Origin of the sequence: Francisella sp. SYW-9 (genome assembly GCF_008711465.1) — a bacterium.
GTDB lineage: Bacteria > Pseudomonadota > Gammaproteobacteria > Francisellales > Francisellaceae > Francisella.
Genome location: NZ_VXKQ01000018.1, coordinates 124,676 through 145,853, shown reverse-complemented (window position 1 = coordinate 145,853; position 21,178 = coordinate 124,676). Strand labels below are relative to the sequence as shown.

Below are 21,178 nucleotides of genomic sequence, written 5' to 3'. Positions count from 1 at the left end.
GAGCAGCTAAAGCTAATTAGACACTGGGTTAGAGAGAGTTTAAAGTAAACTTATCTAGGACAGCCCCTTTTATTTTATATAGTAAGCACCTAGATCTAGACTTTCATATAAAATCAATTTTAGAAATGTGTAGATTAGCAAAATCTGAGGCAAGAATATTCCCAATACTTGATTTAGAATCAAATAGATCTAAACACTTAGATAAAGTATTGGAAGTATTAGATAAAAATAATTATAAATATAGTATTGAGAAAAGCTCTTACGAGTTTCAAAGAAATGCTAATCAGATGTTAAGAATTAGCACATAATATTTTAAATTACATCATGCCTGGCATACCGCCCATGCCACCACCCATAGGAGGCATAGCTGGAGCATCTTCTTTGATCTCACCAACCATAGCTTCTGTTGTGATCATTAGACCAGCAATTGAAGCAGCATGTTGTAAAGCTGAACGAGTAACTTTAGTTGGATCTAAGATACCCATCTCAACCATATCACCATAAGTGTCGTTAGCTGCGTTATAACCGTGGCTACCTTCTTTTGCTTTAACTTCATTTACAACTACAGAAGACTCTCCACCAGCATTTTGTACGATCTGTCTTAGAGGAGCTTCGATTGCTTTTCTAAGTAGAGCTATACCATGGTTCTGATCATCATTGTCACCAGTTAAACCATCAAGAGCTTTTTGAGCTCTAATAAGAGCAACACCACCACCAGCAACTATACCTTCTTCTACAGCTGCACGCGTAGCATGTAGAGCATCATCAACACGGTCTTTTTTCTCTTTCATCTCAGCTTCTGTGATAGCACCAACTTTAATCACAGCGACACCACCAGATAGCTTAGCTAATCTTTCTTGAAGCTTTTCTTTATCATAGTCTGAAGTAGCCTCAGCAACGTTTGCTTTGATTTGAGCTACTCTGCTAGAGATAGCTTCTTTATCACCAGCACCATCAATGATTGTAGTGTCATCTTTAGTTACTTGTACTCTATTTGCAGTACCTAGGTGTTCCATACTTGCTTCTTCAAGCTTCATGCCTAACTCTTCAGAGATAACTGTAGCACCAGTTAAAATAGCAATATCTTCTAACATAGCCTTTCTTCTATCACCAAAACCAGGAGCTTTAACAGCACATACTTTAACTACACCACGCATGTTGTTTACAACTAAAGTAGCTAATGCTTCGCTTTCTACATCTTCAGCAATGATTAATAGAGCCTTACCAGACTTAGAAACACCTTCTAATACTGGAAGTAACTCACGAATATTAGAAATTTTCTTATCAACAAGTAAGATGTACGGACTTTCTAAATCAGTAGTCATATTTTCTTGATTTGTAGCAAAATATGGCGATAAATAACCTCTATCAAACTGCATACCTTCAACTACATCAAGCTCATCTTCAAAGCCTTTACCCTCTTCTACAGTGATTACACCTTCTTTACCAACTTTTGCCATAGCTTCAGCAATAAGCTTACCTACTGTAGCATCAGAGTTAGCAGAAATTGTACCAACCTGCTCAATAGATTTAGCATCAGAACAAGGCTTAGAAAGTACTTTTAGCTCTTCTACTAATTTACCTGCAGCTTTATCAATACCTCTTTTTAGATCCATAGGATTCATACCAGCAGCAACTGCTTTTAGACCTTCTGTAAGTAAAGCCTGAGCAAGTACAGTCGCAGTAGTAGTACCATCACCTGCCACATCAGCAGTTTTTGATGCTACTTCTTTCACTATTTGAGCACCCATATTCTCGAACTTATCTTCTAATTCGATTTCTTTTGCGACAGATACACCATCTTTAGTGATAGTAGGTGCACCAAATGACTTATCTAAAACAACGTTACGACCTTTAGGGCCTAAAGTAACTTTTACAGCGTTAGCTAAAGTATTAACACCATCAAGCATTTTTGCACGAGCTTCATCTGAAAATAAAACTTGTTTTGCAGCCATATTTATTTCTCCTTAGAGTTTTTTTAAATTTTTATTTCTTTAAACTGTTTAAAGACATCATTATAAAACCAGTAAATGCAGCATTATTAGTAGTAAAGCTTTTATCTACAGATTTCTTCATACTATTAATGATATCTCTGTATTTTTTATAAAACTCCCATGTAGGGGTAGGTTTGTAAACTAAATCTTGTAGCTCGAAGAAGCTAATAACATCTTTAGTAACTGTCAGTTTTATAAATACCTCTTTTTGAGGATTAAAATAAAACAAACATATTGTTATCAGACTCCATTTCGCAAGCTTAGCTTTACTAAGCATTGCAACAAGATCTTCAAAACCTTTTTTTTGTTGTTTGGTAACAAGATTAATTAAGGCTTCTGAAAACTTCTGCTTTTGGATATCATCTAAGTGATGTATATATTCCTTAAACTTAGGTTTTTCAAACATCGACACCATAGATGATCTTGATACAATCCTTACAATATCTTCAAGAAATGCATCTACAGAGATAGAGCTACTATTTGAGAAGGTTTGTTGAGTCAACTCAGATAGCTTATCTATATTATGTTTCTTAGCAATCTTCTGCATCTCAGGATCATTAAAACCCTGAGGATAAACCTCAAAAAAATCAAGCTCTAGTTTTCTTAGCCTATCTAATCTCATTTTTATCCAATAATACCCATGATATCTTCTTCTCTCATCATAAGAAGAGTTTCATCACCTGCTTTTACTTCACTACCTGAGTATTTACCAAATAGTACTTTATCACCAACCTTTACATCCATAGGTAGTGTAGTGCCATTTTCTAACTTCTTTCCGTTACCAACAGCTACAACTTCACCTTCACTTGGTTTTTCTTGAGCACTACCAGTTAAGATAATCCCACCCGCAGATTTTGTTTCTTCTTCTGCACGGCGAACTAATACTCTATCTTGTAATGGACGAATGTTCATAACAATCTTACTCCTTTGTTAAATTAACTATTGTTTTGTTAAAGTTTGAATTTATCTGCATCTTAGAACGACCTTAAGTTCTAAGCACTTGCATTCATACATATTGAGTCAAAAGATTCTTTTTCAAGAATTTTTTTTATTTTTTGTTAAAATTTAATTAACTTTTAAATATAAAACCTTCCTAAATATGAAAAAGCTAATTCTTATTCCAATACTAATAATACTTTTTTCAATAAATGTTTTTGCTTTAGATATCCAAAGTAAACAGATAGAAATAAACAAAAATAAAATTCATTATTATCAAGTTGATAATTCTAAAAGCAAACCGAACTTAGTCATGCTAACAGGTATTGGTACTACAGCAAACTTCTGGCCAAAAGATTTTATAGAAAGACTATCTCAAAAATACAATCTTTATATTCTTGATTATCGTGGTATCAATACAGATCAAGATAGTTCAAATTTAAGCTACTCTATTAATGATCTAGCTAGAGATACAAATGCCTTTATTAAAAAGTTAAACTTAAAAGAAACATATCTGCTAGGTTGGTCAATGGGTGGAGCCATTGCTTTACAAACAGAATTTGACAATCCTAAAGCTTTTAGGCAAGTTTTCCTAATATCTCCAGCGGTACCTTTGGATGAAAAGCCTAAGTTACCTAAAAAACTAGCTGAAAAACCCATCTTAAAAACTAAGACCGATGTATATAATTATGTCTTTAGTAACAACTTATACAATTATTCATCAAAAGACTTAGCTAAAAATACTGCTCGATTTATAAATCCAGATATTTCTAAACTTTTTCCAACAAATAAAACTTATGCCAAACAGAAGAAATATCTAACCTCATGGGTTTCAAATAAAACTAACTTAAAAAACTTCACTAACATCAAAACTCCAACAACATTTTTCTTAGCTAAAAATGATAAGATTTTAAATCCTAATGATACACAGAAATCCCTTAATCTTATCAAATATAAATCTGTTATTAACGTCATCCATTTCTCAAAATCAGGACATGCTATAGATTGGGATAAACCAGTTAAATTAGCTTCAATAATAGATACTCTCTCTTAATTACAAACGGATTTATCCTTTACTATATAAAATCAATGCCCTTCTATAGATTAAAAATATTGCTATGCATATAATACTCATAATTAAGAATAATATAGTTCTGCCAAACTTTGCTAACAATATTGCCCCTACAACAGGTGCTAAACATAATCCTAAACTATATAAATTAGAAAACCCAAAATATGCTCCTTTTAGATCTCTCGGCGCCATTTTATCTATTTGAAGATTGATTGTAGAAAATAAAATAATTTCACCTAATGTTAAAATAATGGTAGCAGATATCCAGCCTACAAATAAAAGTGTAGGTGTAAATGCAAATATAATCTGACCAATAGCAAAAAATAAGATTCCTAAATAAACCTTATGTTTATCAGATAGATTCGATATTATTTTTAAAAGTGGAAATTGGAAAACTAAAATAGTTATACAATTTATAATCATTAAAGCTCCAACAAGATATATTAACTGAGAATCATTTTCTCTTGAGAAAAACTGTACTAATGTAGAGTCAAACTGATCAAAGACAAACATCACTAATAAAAAGGATAAGATTAACAAAATAAATGAAATATCGTTTTTAACAACATATAACGACTCAAAGAAAGAATACTGCTTTTCTGAAGCTACTTGAACTTTATTTTTAAATATTATGATAAATAAAACTAATAAAAGTAAAAGTACTAATGATATAACGGTAAAAGTAGCACTTGGATAAACTAATGCAAAACTTACCCCTAAAAATGGTCCAATAGCACCACCTATATTAACAGCATAATACAAAAGATAAAATGCTAATTCTTTAACTTGAGAATCTTGTATTTCATCAGAAATTATTGTTTTAAAAATAGTATCTGTTACTCCCTTACTTAAGGCAATACTGTATAAAAGAATCACATAAAATAATAAACTTTGAGTAAAAATTAAAATAAATGTACTTAGAATCAAAATACTTATAGCTGTAATTAATATTACTTTTTTTCTAATCCTATCTGATAAAACACCTGCATAAATACCACATAGAATAGAAACTAAAACACCTGAAGCTATCAACACCCCTGTTGTTATAATGGATAGTCCGAAGTTTTTATCAAATACAACAGCAAAGAATGGCCAAAGCATAAAGTATATTGTTCTAATGCTTATAGACCCTAAAAACACAACATATACTAAAATAGGAAACCTTTTAACAACATTCATACTTATCCATTGCTTAATACCTAAAATACTATATATCCTACTAAAACTAATATTCTTTATATAGTTGCTTAATATAGCGTAATAATGATCATTTAAACTGGATATTAAAGTAGTTTTTTTGATTCACTTTTTCATGTAGATATAATATATACTAAACAAATAGCCTAAAAATTGTAATAATTTAAGTTATTCTTCATACACAAATCAATCTAAATCTTTTTTACTAATGCTCAATATAAATAATAAAAATAGTGCAAAAGCCGATGTAATTAACATAGTTAAAGCAATTGGTAATGCTGAAGTTGCAGGAAATGACATTGCTATACCAACCACTATCGCACTTAATGATAATTCCATAGTACCAAACATTGCTGAGGCTACTCCTGCAATTTCAAAGAATGGTTCCATACTACCACTAGCTCCTGTACCTGCTGCAATTGCGCATCCAAAAGCAGCAAAAAAACACGGGGCAAAAAACATCCACAAACTTAAACCAAAGCCAACATAAGAAGCCAAGGAAAGTATGCCAGCGATAAACACACATACAACACCAACTATAGTGGTTCTAAAAACTCCTAGATGATTGACAATAAAGCTAGCAAATACTGCACCTATCAAATAAGCTACGCCTGTAAATCCAAACATAATATAGATCTTGGTATAAGGGTCTTCTAAATAAATAATTATGTATGGAATCATAGTAAAAAATATTAAAAATGCAGACATTCCAGATACTGCAGATATTGAATAAGCCCAAAACTGTAATGACTTAGATACCGTCCAATACCTATAAATAATATCAAAAGAGAATTTTTTCCTTCTTTCAACAGGCAAGCTTTCTTTAACAAAAAACATAATTATCAAAAGCATCATTATTGATAAAATAAATAAGAATATAAAGATAGACTGCCAATTGAACAATAATGCTAAAGTAACACCTATTGGTGGGCCTAATATAGGCGACATTGATACTATTGCATCAACTAGATTATATACCATTGAACTTTGCTTTCCCGAAAAAGCATCTCGGATAATAACAAAAGCTACGACACTCAATCCACATGCTCCCACAGCTTGAATAGCTCTTGATAATATTAAAAACTTTACTCCTGGAGATAATGCACAAAATAAAGTTCCAAATAGAAAGAGTATAGCTGACATTAAAATCACTTTATATCGTCCTATCTGATCAGATAAGGGTCCTAAGATTAGCTGACCAACTCCTGAGATTATAAGAAAGACTGATATTGTTAGCTGAGCCATAGACTGTGTAGTGTGTAAGCTCTTACCCATAATAGGTAATACTGGCACATACGCTTCCATTGCTAACTCACAGCAAAAAATTATAGGGGCTAATATTAGTACAGTCTTTAATGGCGAATATTTCCACATATCTAAAATAATCTAATTAACAAATTCAATATATAAAATATCAATCATTTTTATTAGAAATACAATTAAAGTATTACTATTTATTACAATATTTAGTCAAACTTTATTATAAATAATAAATACTTTAAATCCTTACTAGAGATTTACCTGTTTTACTTATATTATATTACAATATTGCACCCATAGCTTAACTGGATAGAGCGTCGCCCTCCGGAGGCGGATGCGGGGGTTCGAGTCCCTCTGGGTGTGCCACTACTCTAATTGGCTATTTAGTATAATATTTAGTGCAATGCCAATAGGTATAAATGTGAACAATGATAAAGAATCATTTAGATAACCTCAAAAGACCATAAACAATAAATTAAATCTTTAAGAGATTATGAGGGTAAAAATTACTTTATAACATCGCCTTTTAAGGCAACTCCTGACATTATTAAACCATCTCCACAAACATAGGTATCTTTACTTGAGGTTGGATTGTTTTTCCAATTAGATTCAATATTTGCTACTCCGTTGCCTCCCATAGCCTTAGCCTGTTTTTCAAGATCAATCAGTGCTGAATAAAAAACCCAATTACAAGATTTTTGATAACTTTTAAAGACACCATTTGTTCTATTACTAGTATGTATTGTGCCAGTAATTGAACTTGTAAGAGGTTTAGAATCTTTACCAAAATAAAATTTAAAATCACCTATTTGATTTTTCACATCTTTAGGCATTAGTTTCATAGCATTTTTAATACTCATATTATAAACATCATCTGATGCATAACCTGTTAAAGGCAAAACAACACAACTAGCAACAACTAATGAAATTAACGACTTTCTCATTATCGATTCCTCAAATACTAATCACTATTAAGTTAGCAACATCATAACAAGTTATTTAAAGAACTGTAAAGTGTTTTTAGTAAAACTATCAATCAAAACTTCTTAAAAATCAAAGAAGTATTGACTCCGCCAAAAGCAAAATTATTTGTCATTACATATTCTGCATCTATCTGCTGATTGTCCACAAGATAATTTAACCTGGCACACCTAGGGTCTACATTTTTCAAGTTTGCATTAGGAATAAACATACCTCTATTCATCATCTCTATTGTTAACAATGCTTCAAGAGAGCCACTAGCACCTAGCGTATGACCAAAGTAACCTTTCAACGAACTAATATTGACATCTCTATTAAAAACTTCACGTGTAGCAATACTCTCAGCGATATCTCCTATTTCAGTTGATGTTCCATGTGCATTAACATAGCCAATCATATCTGGTGTAATTTGAGCATCCTCTAAAGCAAGATTTAAAGCTATCTGCATCTTCTCAGCTGTTGGTTGTGTAACATGTTGGGCATCACAATTTGTACCATATCCAACAATTTCTGCATAAATTTTTGCCCCACGTTGTTGCGCATGCTCTAAAGACTCTAATATCAAAGTAGCACCACCTTCACCTATAACAAGGCCATCTCTATCTCTATCAAAAGGCCTATGTGCAATGCTTGGAGTGTCATTCATCTGACTTGTAGCAAATAACGTATCAAATATAGCCACCTGACTTATACAAAGCTCTTCTGCTCCGCCAGCAACCATTACATCCTGCATACCATACTTTATAGCCTCATACGCATATCCTATTGCTTGGCTACTTGAAGTACATGCACTTGATGTCGGAATCAGCCTACCAGTTAAGCCAAAAAACAAGGCAATATTTACTGCACAAGTATGACTCATCCCTTTAATATACGTTGTTGCATTTACGTTACCAATCTTTTTATCAGTAAGAATCATCAAAAGATCTGACAAAGGCTGTGGACTACCAGAGCATGAACCATAAGCAACACCTGTTCTACCTTTAGTTAAAATATCTGTTTGATCAAGTAAACCTGCATCATCTAATGCTTGCTCCGTTGCAACTGTTGCTAGTTTTGAAACCAATCCCATACCTCGTACTTTCTTACGTGGGTAATTTGGTGTTTTAAAGTTTATTATAGGAGCACCAAGTTTAGTATTTAAACCTTGTATATCATCCCAAGGCATTCTTTTAATCGCAGTTTTACCAGCTAATAATGAATCAAAAATAGTATCGATATCGCTTCCAAGAGCTGTCACCCCCGACATACCTGTAACAACGACTCTATGCATTAGGCAATCCCTCCATTTACAGAAATTACCTGCCTAGTAATATATGAAGCAGCATCCGACATTAAATATTCTGCTAGACTTGCAACCTCATCTACATTACCAGCTCTTTTCATCGGTATATGCTTGATAATTTCATCATAATGTTCAATATCATCAGTCATTCCTGTATCAATAAGGCCTGGAGCTATACAGTTTACTGTTATTTTTCTTTTAGCTAACTCAACTGCTAAAGCCTTAGTCGCACCTATAATACCTGCTTTAGCAGCACTATAGTTAACTTGCCCTCTATTACCGACAATACCAGAGACTGAAGCCATAGTAATAATTCTTCCACCTTTTCTTAGCTGTATCATTGGCATAATACAAGGCTTCAAAACATTATAAAAACCATCAAGATTGGTATTTATAACATTTGACCATTCATCTTTTGTCATAGCAGGAAATGCAGTATCAATGCAAAGACCTGCATTATTTACCACCCCATAAAATGCTCCATAACTTTCAATATATTCAGTGATAACTTGCTCTGTCTGCTGATTATTAGAAATATCAAAGCTTATGATATCGGCTTGATACCCCTTCTCAAGAATACTATCACGAACACTTTCAGCACTAGCTTTATCTGTATTGTAATGTATAGTAATATGCCTATCTTCAGTAGCTAACTTTAAAGCTATTGCTTTACCAATTCCTTTACTAGCCCCTGTAACTAATATCCTTTTCATCTTTTATATTTCTCTGCTTACAACTTTTTCTACATCTCTATAATTCTGAGGCTGATAGGCATTAATTGCAAGTGATGCAACCTGTTGGCCATCTTGCACTATTTTACAACTAAACACTCCCGTACCTTTATCAAGTATAATACATTCAGCAAATATCTCTAGAACACTACCTAGTTTATAACTCTTAACATCTGTCTTATAACCTCTCACACTGAGCAAAAAAGCTATTGATGGTTCATTGTTTTCACAATCATTTGAACTAAATTTACTAGCTTTACCATAAGAAGCTGCTGTTTGAGCCATTATTTCAATCGCAACCCAATGCGGTATACCTTCTAACTCTTTATCAAAAAAGATATTATCCTTATCTATAGTTGTTCGACAGTGAACGGTATCATTCTCAAGACTAACAAATTCATCAACAAGCCTCATTGGTGGTTTCTGAGGAATTAATTCAGCAATATTATACATTTATTTTTTTCCTATAATTACACTCACATTATTGCCACCAAAAGCAAATGAATTACTCATAAAATTTGGTTTTTGGTACCTAATATCACTAGTTATTATACCAATATCCTGAATAATATCTTCATCTGAACTATATTGCTTCGGCAATTTTTTTTGTCGATTATAAATATCTGATAAAAGTAACCAACACATTCCGACCTCTGTAGCAGCTGCTGCACCTAATGTATGACCAGTAAGAGATTTAGTTGAGCTACAAGCTATTTTCGTATTAAACACATCTCTTACAGCATTACTTTCCATACTATCATTTAATATAGTTGCTGTTCCATGCAAATTTAAATAACCAATATTATCATTTGTTAAATGAGCTGACTCCAACGCTCTAATCATAGCTAACTTAGCACCTTCTCCACTAGGATCTGGAGCGGTTATATGATACCCGTCTGAAGACTCTCCGACACCTAGCAGTGATATTTCTGAGCTCTCTTTAGATAAAATAAAAGCCGCAGCTCCTTCACCAATATTTATACCCGCTCTTTTATTATGAAAAGGTAAGCATAACTCTTGTGAAATAGCATCCAAACAGTCAAAACCATTTAATGCCATTTCACAAAGGGTGTCACAACCGACAACAATGGCAGCATCACATAAATCTTGTTTTATCAATCTAGCAGCTGATGCAAATGCTTTACCACTTGATGAGCAAGCTGTCGATATTGTATAAGCAACACTTTGAAGTTGATAATACTCCTTTAAAAAATTACTAAGACCTGCTGTTTCCTGTTGCTTATAATTAAACTTTTCAGGAAACTTATCTAACAGAAACTTATCAGTTAAAGCTTTTTCGCCATCATCTATACCCGAGGTACTAGTACCACAAACAATAGATACTCTATCTACACCATACTTATTTATAACCTTATTTATATTTTCATCTATTTGCATACAAGCATGTAAAGCCAACTGATTATTACGACACTCATATTTTTTTAATCGTTCAGGAATCTCTGGAAGAACTTTATCATCTACACAGCCAATTTGTGTCTTACGCTTAGATATGAGTTCTTTTGTTGTTATCAAACCAGTTTGATTACTAAGCAATGATTTTATCACCTCTTCTTTAGAAGTGCCTAAGCAGTTAATAATGCCGAGTGAATTAAGATAAATATCATTACTGCTCATATATGATCTTGTCCTTTTAATATTTGGGCTATAAGTATAAATGTAATAGTAACTAATTTAAATATATTAACAGTACTTAGTATTAAAAACATCTTAAGAGCAATACATTTTTTCATTACAATGTGATAGATTTTAGTAAAAATAATTTAAAAAGATATTAAATGAACTTTTATATAGATTATGTGGTGGCCATTGCTCAAGGGAAAAATAATATCTTAGATTTTAAAGATATATCATACTCTGAAATGATAAATCAAGATATCAAAATAGATACTAGTGTTATTACCCCAGCGATGAGAAGAAGGTGTAGCAAATCTAGTAAAATAGCTTTATCGGTATCTATACCGCAAATTCATAAACATAAAATAGATGCTGTTGTCTTTGCATCACAACATGGTGAGCTTGCAAATACTATTTCTATATTTAAAAATATCTCTAATCAGGAGATCCTGTCACCAAATGCGTTTTCACAATCTGTTCACAATACTCCTACTGGACTTATGTCAATTCAGCAGAAATTAAAAATTCCTTTTAATTCAATCTCTGCTGGAACGGAAACGTTTGAGATGGCTTTAATTGATGCAGTTGCCCAATTACAAGATTATGATAATGTCTTACTCACCTGCTATGATGATAATGTTCCCGAAATTTTTGAAGAACTTAATATCACTGACAATCTTGCTTATGGTGTTAGTTTTATTATATCAAAAACGCCCATATCAGATTCAAGCTTAGCTCTAAAATTAAAGACTAATTCAAAAAAATCGCCATCACAAAAATTTGCTATACACCCATCTGCAATTATTTTTATAAACTGGTATACTAACAAAAAACGAGAATCATTATTATTTCCAAACATCTCTATAGAACTGTCTAACTAAATTATGTACAAATATTTAAATAAACTTTATCGTACCATCCTTACGGGATTTTGCTTTTTTATCTTTAGTTTCTTTGGTGCTATATTAGGTTATATATATTTTCCTTTAGTAAGAATTTTTATAAAAAATAAAAATACTCGTACTATACATGCCCAACATACTATAAATATTGCTTTTAAGATCTTTATTGGAATTCTTCATCATTTTAGAATCTTTAAGTTTGAATTTAGAGATATTGAAAAACTACATCAGGACAAAGGCTGTATTTTTATAGCTAATCACCCTACTTTGATTGACTATGTTGCTATAGTATCTAAGCTAAAACTTTGTGATAATATTGTCAAATTAAGCTTATGGCAAAATCCATACTATAAGCATGTCATAGAAACAGCTGGATATATCCCTAACATAAACCCAGATCAAACTTTTAGTCGTCTTAATGAAATATTTGCAGAAGGTAGAAACTTACTAATGTTTCCTGAAGGAACTAGAACTAGCCCTAACACTCCGCCAAAACTAAAGCGTGGTGCCGCACAATTAGCAATCAGAACTAATACTGCTATTAGAATGATACATATCTCATGTAACCCAGTCACTTTAACAAAAAATACTAAATGGTATAATATCCCTGAAACAAAGCCTTTATTTAAGGTAGTTGTTGGAGATAAAATAAACCCAAAAGACTTTCTAGATGAGGCAAATGGTGTACCATCTCTAGCGGCTCGTAGACTAACTAAATTTTTACAACATAGTCTCTCTACTAAATTAGATTCTTTATAAAAAGGTATTTAGAAATATGCAACAAGAAATAAAAGAAATGATTATTGAAATCCTTAACCTTGAAGATGTAACAGCTGATGAAATAGATGCTGATGAGCCACTTTTTGGCGATGGTTTAGGCCTAGACTCAATAGATGCTTTAGAAATAGGTGTAGCCTTGAAAAAGCGCTATAATATAAATCTTGAAGTTGCTAATGAAGATGTCAAAAAACATTTTGAATCTATATCTTCTCTAGCAAAGTTTGTAGAAGAAAATCAATCTTAAAGGATATATCATGAGCTTTTCTAAAGAAAAAATTTTCACACAATTACAAGATATTCTTCATAATCTTTTTGAAATAGATAAAGATGAAATTACTCTGAATTCAAAGCTATATGAAGAACTTGATTTAGATAGTATCGATGCTGTTGACTTAATAGTACAACTTCAAGATCTTACTGGTCGCAAGTTCAAGCCAGAAGAATTCAAATCTGTTCGCACTGTGGGAGATGTTGTAGATACTATAGTTGCTGCTTTAGGACAGGACTAGATTTTTTTCAATGAAGTCCCTAGCTAAATTCTTTATTATATTAGTAATTATACTTTACCCATTTATCATTTTTGCTAGCTTAAATTCGTTATCAATAAAGTATGTTAGCTTAATTGTTATTCTAATTTTTATATTAAGGCTATTGATATTAAGAAAAGATTCTAATATTACTTGGAAGCTTATTACTATTGTAGGAATAATATTAGCAGTAGTAACTATCTTGATAAATAATATTACAGCTATGCTTTTATACCCTGTTTTTGTAAATGTTAGTTTATTATGCATTTTTTGTTACTCACTACTTCAAGAAAAAAGTTTAATTACAAAACTTGCAATGCGTATGAGTAAAGAACCTCTATCAATGTATGCTATAAAATATACATGGTATGTAACTTTTGCATGGTGTATATTTTTTGCTATAAATGCAAGTATCTCAATTCTTACCGTTATAATAGGATCAATAAAGATATGGACACTATACAATGGTTTTATTAGCTATATCTTAATAGGATCAATGATGCTTATTGAAATTATCATTAGAACTATTGTTAGGAGACACTTTGAAAGAATCGCTTAAATCCGCATTAGACTTTTATGCACAAAATCTTTCTAAAACTGTATTTATTAAAAACTCTAAGAGTATCTCTGCAAAAGAGTTTCTTAAAAATATTAACTCTTTAACTAATCATTTTGATACTAAACTAAAGAACAAAAACATAATTGCCTTATGTATAGATGATATCTACCTATTTTGCTGCTCTTGGATAGCTTGTCAGTATTTAGGTAAAACAACCCTTATGCTACCGAACAATAAGCCTGGAACAATCGCAAATCTTGCTGAGCAATACGATATTCTTGTAACTGAAGATGATCTAAAACTCTCCACAGAAACTACTAAAAACTATACCATAAAAGACTGTGAAACTATATTTTTCACATCTGGATCAACTGGCAACTATAAAAGTTGCACAAAAATTATTAATAATATCGAGGAAGAATCATATTCTATAAATAAAGCTATAGAGAATTTTAAGCTCAAAGAAGCAAATGTATATACAACTGTTTCACATCAACATTTATATGGTTTTAGTTGGGCTTTGATATGGCCATTACTCTATAAAAAAATAATCCACACAGAACGACTATTTATACCCGAAGTTATACACAAAAAACTATGTCAAGATAATAGTATATTGGTAACTACTCCTGTGATTATTTCTCACCTTGAAGGTAATATTAATAAACCTATTACAAATTCACTTATTATTTCGGCTGCTAGTGAACTACCCACTAATGCCGCAATACAATTTCAAAACGACTACAACATACCTATTCTTGAGACTTATGGTAGCAGTGAAACTGGTGTGATTGCTTATCGGCAACCACCTAGTAATAGCTTATGGCAAGCTTTTAATAAAGTTGATATTAGTACTGATTCTAATCAACTAATTGTTAAATCTCCTTTTTTTAATCAAGAAAAACTATTGATGCCAGATATCGTTGAGATGCACAATGATAAATTCAAGTTAAAAGGCAGAGCCGATAAGATTGTTAAAATAGCAGGAAATCGTTTATCACTCTCACAAATGCAAAATATACTTCTAAAACATGAGTTAATACAAGACTGTGCATGTATTAAACGTCAAAGCTATCGCGAATATATAGCAGTTTTAATATGTCTAAATCAAAAAGGAAATGATTTTCTAAAAGAATTTAATAAACAAAAATTAATTAATAAAATAAAGACCTATCTACTAAACTACTACCCAAATACCACTATACCAAAACAATGGCGTTTTGTAGCTGCTATACCGACTAATTCACAAGGTAAAAGAACGCAGGAACTTTTAGTCGAGGTTCTAGAGGATAGTCCTAAATAACTATAAGTTTGACAAGATTTAAACTTATATGAGAAACTTTATTAAAGATTATGGTGGAGTTAACTAACTATGAACAAACATCTTAAAATAAATAATATAACGACTCTTGATGATCACACTACTTTGGTATCTGCACAGATACTTAAAGAATGCGATTTCTTTAAGGGTCATTTTCAAGAACAACCTATTTTACCAGGCATAGCTCAAGTAGATTTTGTTATAAATTTAGCAAGTGAAATATTTAATATCGATAAATCATCTTTTGGTAACATTCCACAAATAAAATTCAAAAAAGCTATCTTACCAAATGATAATTTAGACATAAAACTTTCAAATAAAAACAATATAGTTTCATTTGAATTTCTATTAAAGAACCAAACTGCATCACTAGGTAAAATAAAATATGAAAGCTAGCCATTCATGTAATTTGTGTATTGTTATACCAATCTATAATCATGGTAAGCAGCTACCAAATACTATAGAAAATATTAGTAAGTATAATTTACCAATTATACTTATCGATGATGGTAACCAAGATAACACTAAAGAAGTTATTAAAAAAATTGCTAACGAATTTAAAAACATCATTCTGACAGAGTCATTTGACAAAAATCAAGGCAAAGGAGTAGCTGTAAGCTATGGAACTAAACTAGCTTTTGAAATGGGCTATACTCATATGCTACAAATAGATGCTGATGGTCAACATAACTCTAATGACATTCCTAAATTTATTCAGGCAATGAAGGATAATCCCCAAGCCTTAATATCCGGTATGCCAATATACGATGATAGCATCCCCAAAAGTAGACTTCATGGTCGAAAAATCACTAATTTCTGGGTGGCTATAGAAACTTTATCATTTAACTTAAAAGAGTCAATGTGTGGTTTTCGCATTTACCCATTACAAGCTTATATAAAGTTAATGAAAAAAAGAGCTTTCTCTGTAAAAATGGATTTTGATATAGATGTTATTGTAAGAATGTATTGGTTAGGATTACCTATTATCTATATAAATACTAAAGTAATTTATCCACAAGATGGCTACTCTAATTTTAGAATGTTTAAAGATAATGTCAGAATATCATGGACTCATACAAAATTAGTTACTGGCATGATCCTTAGACTACCGATACTACTATGGAGAAAAATTAGGTGAAACATTGGACTAAGATAAAAGAAGCTGGTGGCTTATTTGGACTTAGAACCACACTTATTTTATTTTATATCTTTGGTCGTAGACTTACTTACTTAATCATGTCTGTGGTTATGGTTTACTATTTCTTATTCTATAAAAGTGCTCCTCGCAACTACTCTTTTAAATATATTCAACACCTTGATAAAAACATAAAATCATCAAAATTATGGCTTTATAGCTTTAAGCATTTTTTGGCTTTTGGTGAGATGGTAATAGATAAGATTGCCGTTTGGAGTAATAAAATCACTATAAACAACGTAAACTTCACTAAAGAAACTAGAGAAGTTATGAGCCAAGCAATCAAATCTAAAAAAGGCGGTGTTATTTTTACTGCACACTTAGGTAATTTAGATGTTGCAAGATCCTTAGCTGACTTTGATAGTGATATGAAAATAAACGCTTTAGTTTTTAGTAAACAAGCTCCTACTTTTAATAAACTTCTTACAAAGATAAATCCTAAATACTCGATAAATATGATATGTATCCAAGAAGTCACTCCCAATTTAGCAATCGAATTATATCAACGTATAGCAGATGGTGAGTTTGTTGTTATTGCAGCTGATAGGACTTCTGTAACTAAGCCTGAAAGAAACCTTAGCTTATCTTTTTTAGATGATACTGCATTTTTTCCTCAAGGTGCTTTTATATTAGCTAGTATTCTAAAATGTCCTACATATTTTATGCTATGCCCAAAAATAGATCGTAATAACTTTGACTTTATTTTTAAAGAATTCGATCAAAATGGGATTGTATTAAATAGAAGAACAAAGCAGCAAGATCTAGAAAAGTATGCACAGAAATACGCAAATATGCTCGAATCATATTGTAAAAAATATCCAAAACAATGGTTTAATTTTTTTGATTTCTGGCATCAAGGAGAAAGATAAATGAGTAAAGATAGCCTATTTACACATACTTACAAAATGACTATTCCATTTTTTGATGTCGATATGCTTGAGATTGTTTGGCACGGTAATTATGTCAAATATTTTGAAATGGCTCGATGTAGTATGCTCAAAGAAATCGAATATGACTATATGGACATGAAAAATGATGGTTTTGCTTGGCCTATAGTTGATCTGAAAGCCAAGTTTATAAGACCTGCAAAGTTTGGACAGGAGATTAACATTTATTGTGACTTAGTTGAGTTTGAGAATAGGCTAAAAATAAACTATACAATTACAGATAGCTTAACTAAAATAAAATTATGTCAAGGCTATACAATTCAATTAGCTGTAGATATTGATAAAAGAGAAACTTGCTTTGTGACACCTCATCAATGGCAACAAAAAATAAAAGAGATTATAAAGAAATGAAAAAAATATTTTCCATAATTAGTGCTTTGTTTGCTATTGTAGTACCCTTATTTGCTTCAAATATCGTCAATAATTCAGACTTCCAAGCAGTTGAAAAACAGCTAACTAAAGATACAAACATCTCAGGTAAATTTATACAAGTTAGACAGATATCAGGTTTAAGCTCTAATCTTAAATCATCAGGTACTTTTAAGCTAAGTAATGACGGCTCTTTATTATGGCAGCAGCAAAAACCAATAAAAACTACGATGCAAATGTCCAAAGATAAACTTACACAAACTATTATGGATAACCCTCCTACTATTCTTACTCGTGAAGATCAACCTGTAGTTTTTTCCTTTACAAATGTTTTCATGTCAGTATTTAAAGGTGATACAAAAACTATATCTGAATATTTTGATGCCAATTTCAAAGGTAATACACAAAAGTGGAATATTTCTCTTAAACCAAAATCTAGCCCATTAAATAAAGCTATAAAAGAAATAACTCTTAAAGGTGGTAAATATATTACAAATATTGAAGTTGCTGATACCCAAGATAATATAATAAAGATAAAGCTTTTTGATATTACAACACAGTAATAGTTATGGTTAATAAATATTTGATTCGTCTGATTATCTGGAGTTTAATAGTTCTAAGTAGCTTATTTCTCTTTATTGTTATAATAACTAAAGGCTTAAATCTAAACACAAATATACTAGCACTATTACCCAATCAACAAACATCACCTCAATTAACAGCCGTCTCAAATAAATTTTCTAATAGAATAAGTAATGATGTAGTCTTCTTAATAAGCTCAAAAGATCAACACGAAGCGATAGACTCTGCAGCAAAATTTAGTAAACTATTGCAACAAAGTAATAATTTCACAAGCATTAATGCAGGCGTAAGCGAAAATCAACAGCTATCTTGGGCAAAGTTTTACTTCCCATATAGATTACAATTACTCAGCAATAAAGACAAAGAATTACTAGCTAATAAAGACTATAAAAGATTGTACCAAAATGCACTTGCTAATATATATAATCCAACAGGCATTGTTAATCGTAACTTACTTAATAGCGACCCTTTCTTTACATATCAAAACTATCTTTTTGATTTGCCTAAACCAAGCTCTAATCTAAAGCTTAAAAAAGGCTTCTTAGTAGCCAAGAAAGATAATCATTACTATGTGCTTATTAAAGCTGAAATTAAAGGACAAAGTTTTTCTTTAACAACTCAAACAGAAATTATTAAAAGTATTAATAATGCCATCAAGCAAGTATCTTCAAATAAAGTTAGTGTACTAAAAACTGGTATGCTATTTTATGCAAATGCTGGAGCCGAAGATGCTCATCATGAGATAAACACTATTGACATAGGCTCAATAATTGGTGTTTTACTTTTAATAATTCTAACATTTAGATCAATTACTCCTTTATTTTTCACACTTCTTTCAATCTCTTGTGGATTTATTGCCGCATTTGTTGTTACACACTATATATTTGGTAGTGTTTTTTTATTTACACTAGTTTTCGGCGCAAGCTTAATTGGGATATCTGTAGATTATGCTTTTTTCTACTACTCCGAGAAATTATTAGCTGATGCTAACTGGACACCTAAAATAGGTCTAAAGCGAATTTTCAAGGGCATAACCTTAGGCCTTTTAAACGTTGTTATTGCATTTTTAGTTATATCTGTAGCTCCATTCCCAGGACTACATCAACTAGCAATTTTTGGCATTGTTGGTTTGAGTGTATCATACTTAACTGTAATATGTTTTTTCCCTTATATCATTAATACCAAATCAAAATCCCATAAGAATATTCCTTTACTAATACTTACAGATAAGTATCTAAATATATGTAAAAACATTAGTACAAAAAAGATCATCATTATATTAGTAGTTTTATGCATAATAACCATTACAGGACTCTATAAAATAAAGCCTAATGATGATATTCACATACTGCAATCAACTCCTAAAAAACTTAAAAATGAAGAAAATCAGCTCAAAAGCATCATTGGTAGTGATATGGGCCTTAGCTATATTATTGTTTTGGCTAAAAATGATAATACTTTACTAACCAAAGCAGATAATGTAACAAATATTATTCGCGAAAATTTCACCAATATTAAAAATCCCCTAATTAGCATAAGCGATTATGTTCCAAGCATAGAGCAACAAAAACAAAACTATAACGCTATACAGAAGTTTGTTAAAACTAAATACCCTCGAGAATATCTTAGCCAAATAGGTTTTTCAAAAGCTCAACAAACAGAGATATTAAATAAAATTAAAACCACAAAATTTAAATCTTTAGAACTATCTAGCTGGTTAAATCAACCTGTCTCAAAACAAATGAGATTCCTATGGTTGGCAAATCAGCCTAATGACTATAAAGCATTAGCTATAACACTTTCAAAAGACATAGATATTTCTAAACTACAGAATTTACTTAGCTCGACAGATGATGTTTACGTTATTGATAAGGTAACTCAAATAAGTAATATTTTTGGTCATTACCGCAATGTTATCTCTTATATTATGGTAGTTGTATTTATGCTTTTATGGCTAGGCCTAGCAATTAGATATTCTATTAAGAAATCTCTAGTATATATATTAGTACCATTATTATCATGTCTACTGTCTGTGGCATTCTTAGGATTATTTAATATTCCTCTTACATTATTTAGCATACTTGCAACAATTCTTGTTTTGGGAATCAGTATGGATTATGTTTTATTTATAGCTGAAAGTAATAATAGGTTCAGTAGTACTATGCTAGCCCTATCATTATCTGCTATCACAACTATTCTGTCATTTGGACTTTTAGCACTAAGTAATACCCCAGCTATTGAGTATTTTGGTTTAACTGTATTAGTTGGAATTACAGTAGCATTTTTATTAGCTCCTATAGCAATTAAGGTACAGTATTATGAAAAATAGAATTTTAGTGAGTTTTTTTATATTTCTTTTTCTAAGTAGTTGTTCTTTACTTCAGACAAAACAGAAAATAGATGTAAAAGTAGCTATCACGCCAAATACTACAGTAACACTACCACAACCATATCAGTTAGGGCTTAATAAAACAATTTCTCAAGTAGTCTCTGCTAAATATTATGATAAAAATGGTAAACAAAAGAATCTAACCTCTAATATGATTATTGAAGTTAATTCTAAGCATATTGTAATGGTAGCTTTATCAGGCTGGGGAAGCTCTCTATTTAAGCTTGATTATGATGGTTCAAGTATACAAAGTAGTAGTCTACCAATGCCAAATAAGAATATTGGTGTTAAGCAAAGTCTTATTGAGTTTATTATAAGCCAAGCTCCAATTAATGTTATACAAAAAATGTTTGCTAATACAGATATTATAGTTTCAGAACAAGCAAACCAAAGAACTATAATGACAACTAATGGCAAGAAAATATTAATGATAAAATATAGCAATAATAACAAGAAGATTTCTATTCATAACTATCATTACAACTATACTATCAATATTACAAATTTAAATTAGAT

At 31.2% G+C, this 21,178-nt stretch carries 26 protein-coding genes and 1 tRNA gene; 16 read left to right on the top strand and 11 right to left on the bottom strand.

The features are described from left to right. The first annotated feature begins 125 nt into the window (after positions 1-125). Entirely contained in the window at positions 126-308 is a 183-nt protein-coding gene (locus F3D62_RS09340; RefSeq protein ID WP_150467977.1) for a hypothetical protein, read from the top strand. 9 nt (positions 309-317) lie between these two features. Here F3D62_RS09340 and groL read toward each other — a convergent pair whose 3' ends face one another. The 3 genes from groL to F3D62_RS09325 are packed head-to-tail and all read right to left on the bottom strand — an operon-like array spanning position 318 to position 2,906. Further along, positions 318-1,955, bottom strand: coding sequence for a chaperonin GroEL (gene groL, locus F3D62_RS09335; RefSeq protein WP_150467976.1), 1,638 nt, complete (start codon positions 1,953-1,955; stop codon positions 318-320). A 31-nt stretch (positions 1,956-1,986) separates the two neighbouring features. Continuing rightward, on the bottom strand, positions 1,987-2,616 hold the full coding sequence (locus F3D62_RS09330; protein ID WP_150467975.1) for a hypothetical protein: 630 nt from the start codon (positions 2,614-2,616) through the stop codon (positions 1,987-1,989). 2 nt (positions 2,617-2,618) lie between these two features. Continuing rightward, entirely contained in the window at positions 2,619-2,906 is a 288-nt protein-coding gene (locus tag F3D62_RS09325) for a co-chaperone GroES (protein ID WP_072713209.1), read from the bottom strand. Positions 2,907-3,093: 187 nt separating this feature from the next. Here F3D62_RS09325 and F3D62_RS09320 point away from each other — a divergent pair, with 187 nt between their 5' ends. Beyond that, a complete protein-coding gene (locus F3D62_RS09320) occupies positions 3,094-3,984 on the top strand; it encodes an alpha/beta hydrolase (RefSeq protein WP_150467974.1) in 891 nt (296 codons plus the stop codon). Positions 3,985-3,996: 12 nt separating this feature from the next. On the opposite strand, the gene F3D62_RS09315 is transcribed toward F3D62_RS09320, so the two are convergent. Together F3D62_RS09315 and F3D62_RS09310 are read right to left on the bottom strand one after the other, a co-directional pair. Further along, positions 3,997-5,181, bottom strand: coding sequence for an MFS transporter (locus F3D62_RS09315; RefSeq protein ID WP_150467973.1), 1,185 nt, complete (start codon positions 5,179-5,181; stop codon positions 3,997-3,999). Between the two features lie 204 nt (positions 5,182-5,385). Then, positions 5,386-6,573, bottom strand: a complete 1,188-nt coding sequence (locus F3D62_RS09310; RefSeq protein WP_150467972.1) for a multidrug effflux MFS transporter — start codon at positions 6,571-6,573, stop codon at positions 5,386-5,388. Between the two features lie 176 nt (positions 6,574-6,749). Here F3D62_RS09310 and F3D62_RS09305 point away from each other — a divergent pair. Beyond that, a tRNA-Arg gene (locus F3D62_RS09305) sits at positions 6,750-6,825 on the top strand. Between the two features lie 140 nt (positions 6,826-6,965). On the opposite strand, the gene F3D62_RS09300 is transcribed toward F3D62_RS09305, so the two are convergent. The 5 genes from F3D62_RS09300 to F3D62_RS09280 all read right to left on the bottom strand — a co-directional run bounded on the left by F3D62_RS09300 (position 6,966) and on the right by F3D62_RS09280 (position 11,091). Further along, complete coding sequence (locus F3D62_RS09300) at positions 6,966-7,403, bottom strand: excinuclease (protein ID WP_150467971.1); 438 nt, start codon at positions 7,401-7,403, stop codon at positions 6,966-6,968. Between the two features lie 92 nt (positions 7,404-7,495). Next, complete coding sequence (locus F3D62_RS09295) at positions 7,496-8,713, bottom strand: beta-ketoacyl-ACP synthase (protein ID WP_150467970.1); 1,218 nt, start codon at positions 8,711-8,713, stop codon at positions 7,496-7,498. Continuing rightward, positions 8,713-9,438 (bottom strand): 3-oxoacyl-ACP reductase FabG, encoded by a 726-nt coding sequence (gene fabG / locus F3D62_RS09290; RefSeq protein WP_150467969.1) that lies wholly within the window; start codon positions 9,436-9,438, stop codon positions 8,713-8,715. The genes F3D62_RS09295 and fabG overlap by 1 nt, the downstream gene beginning before the upstream one ends. Before the next feature lie 3 nt (positions 9,439-9,441). Then, on the bottom strand, positions 9,442-9,909 hold the full coding sequence (locus tag F3D62_RS09285; RefSeq protein WP_150467968.1) for a beta-alanine--pyruvate aminotransferase: 468 nt from the start codon (positions 9,907-9,909) through the stop codon (positions 9,442-9,444). Next, positions 9,910-11,091: a beta-ketoacyl-ACP synthase gene (locus F3D62_RS09280; RefSeq protein WP_150467967.1), complete on the bottom strand. Its 1,182-nt coding sequence runs from the start codon at positions 11,089-11,091 to the stop codon at positions 9,910-9,912. 161 nt (positions 11,092-11,252) lie between these two features. On the opposite strand from F3D62_RS09280, the gene F3D62_RS09275 reads away from it, so the two are divergent. From F3D62_RS09275 to F3D62_RS09260, 4 genes are read left to right on the top strand one after another with little or no spacing between them, the layout of a single operon-like run. Next, positions 11,253-11,972 (top strand): beta-ketoacyl synthase chain length factor, encoded by a 720-nt coding sequence (locus F3D62_RS09275; RefSeq protein WP_150467966.1) that lies wholly within the window; start codon positions 11,253-11,255, stop codon positions 11,970-11,972. A 3-nt stretch (positions 11,973-11,975) separates the two neighbouring features. Then, entirely contained in the window at positions 11,976-12,752 is a 777-nt protein-coding gene (locus tag F3D62_RS09270; RefSeq protein ID WP_150467965.1) for a lysophospholipid acyltransferase family protein, read from the top strand. A 16-nt stretch (positions 12,753-12,768) separates the two neighbouring features. Then, positions 12,769-13,017 (top strand): phosphopantetheine-binding protein, encoded by a 249-nt coding sequence (locus F3D62_RS09265; RefSeq protein WP_150467964.1) that lies wholly within the window; start codon positions 12,769-12,771, stop codon positions 13,015-13,017. A 10-nt stretch (positions 13,018-13,027) separates the two neighbouring features. Then, the gene (locus F3D62_RS09260) at positions 13,028-13,282 is read left to right on the top strand and encodes an acyl carrier protein (protein WP_150467963.1); all 255 of its coding nucleotides are present in this window, start codon (positions 13,028-13,030) and stop codon (positions 13,280-13,282) included. Positions 13,283-13,336: 54 nt separating this feature from the next. Here the strand turns inward: F3D62_RS09260 and F3D62_RS12960 are convergent, their stop codons facing one another. After that, positions 13,337-13,567, bottom strand: a complete 231-nt coding sequence (locus tag F3D62_RS12960; protein ID WP_224732673.1) for a hypothetical protein — start codon at positions 13,565-13,567, stop codon at positions 13,337-13,339. 55 nt (positions 13,568-13,622) lie between these two features. Here F3D62_RS12960 and F3D62_RS12955 point away from each other — a divergent pair, with 55 nt between their 5' ends. The 9 genes from F3D62_RS12955 to F3D62_RS09215 all read left to right on the top strand — a co-directional run bounded on the left by F3D62_RS12955 (position 13,623) and on the right by F3D62_RS09215 (position 21,176). Beyond that, the gene (locus tag F3D62_RS12955; RefSeq protein ID WP_224732672.1) at positions 13,623-13,859 is read left to right on the top strand and encodes a hypothetical protein; all 237 of its coding nucleotides are present in this window, start codon (positions 13,623-13,625) and stop codon (positions 13,857-13,859) included. Further along, a complete protein-coding gene (locus F3D62_RS09250; RefSeq protein WP_150467961.1) occupies positions 13,843-15,162 on the top strand; it encodes an AMP-binding protein in 1,320 nt (439 codons plus the stop codon). The genes F3D62_RS12955 and F3D62_RS09250 overlap by 17 nt, the downstream gene beginning before the upstream one ends. A gap of 69 nt (positions 15,163-15,231) precedes the next feature. Then, positions 15,232-15,576 (top strand): hydroxymyristoyl-ACP dehydratase, encoded by a 345-nt coding sequence (locus tag F3D62_RS09245; protein ID WP_150467960.1) that lies wholly within the window; start codon positions 15,232-15,234, stop codon positions 15,574-15,576. Then, positions 15,566-16,318 carry a glycosyltransferase family 2 protein gene (locus tag F3D62_RS09240; protein ID WP_150467959.1) on the top strand — a complete coding sequence of 251 codons (753 nt, stop codon included), beginning with the start codon at positions 15,566-15,568 and terminating at the stop codon, positions 16,316-16,318. Before F3D62_RS09245 ends, F3D62_RS09240 begins: the two co-directional genes overlap by 11 nt. After that, on the top strand, positions 16,315-17,244 hold the full coding sequence (locus F3D62_RS09235) for an acyltransferase (protein ID WP_224732671.1): 930 nt from the start codon (positions 16,315-16,317) through the stop codon (positions 17,242-17,244). Before F3D62_RS09240 ends, F3D62_RS09235 begins: the two co-directional genes overlap by 4 nt. Then, a complete protein-coding gene (locus F3D62_RS09230; protein WP_150467958.1) occupies positions 17,245-17,673 on the top strand; it encodes an acyl-CoA thioesterase in 429 nt (142 codons plus the stop codon). Beyond that, the gene (locus tag F3D62_RS09225) at positions 17,670-18,254 is read left to right on the top strand and encodes a LolA family protein (protein ID WP_150467957.1); all 585 of its coding nucleotides are present in this window, start codon (positions 17,670-17,672) and stop codon (positions 18,252-18,254) included. The genes F3D62_RS09230 and F3D62_RS09225 overlap by 4 nt, the downstream gene beginning before the upstream one ends. A 5-nt stretch (positions 18,255-18,259) precedes the next feature. Next, positions 18,260-20,602 carry an MMPL family transporter gene (locus F3D62_RS09220; RefSeq protein WP_150467956.1) on the top strand — a complete coding sequence of 781 codons (2,343 nt, stop codon included), beginning with the start codon at positions 18,260-18,262 and terminating at the stop codon, positions 20,600-20,602. After that, complete coding sequence (locus tag F3D62_RS09215; RefSeq protein WP_150467955.1) at positions 20,592-21,176, top strand: DUF3261 domain-containing protein; 585 nt, start codon at positions 20,592-20,594, stop codon at positions 21,174-21,176. The genes F3D62_RS09220 and F3D62_RS09215 overlap by 11 nt, the downstream gene beginning before the upstream one ends. The last annotated feature ends 2 nt before the right edge of the window (positions 21,177-21,178 follow it).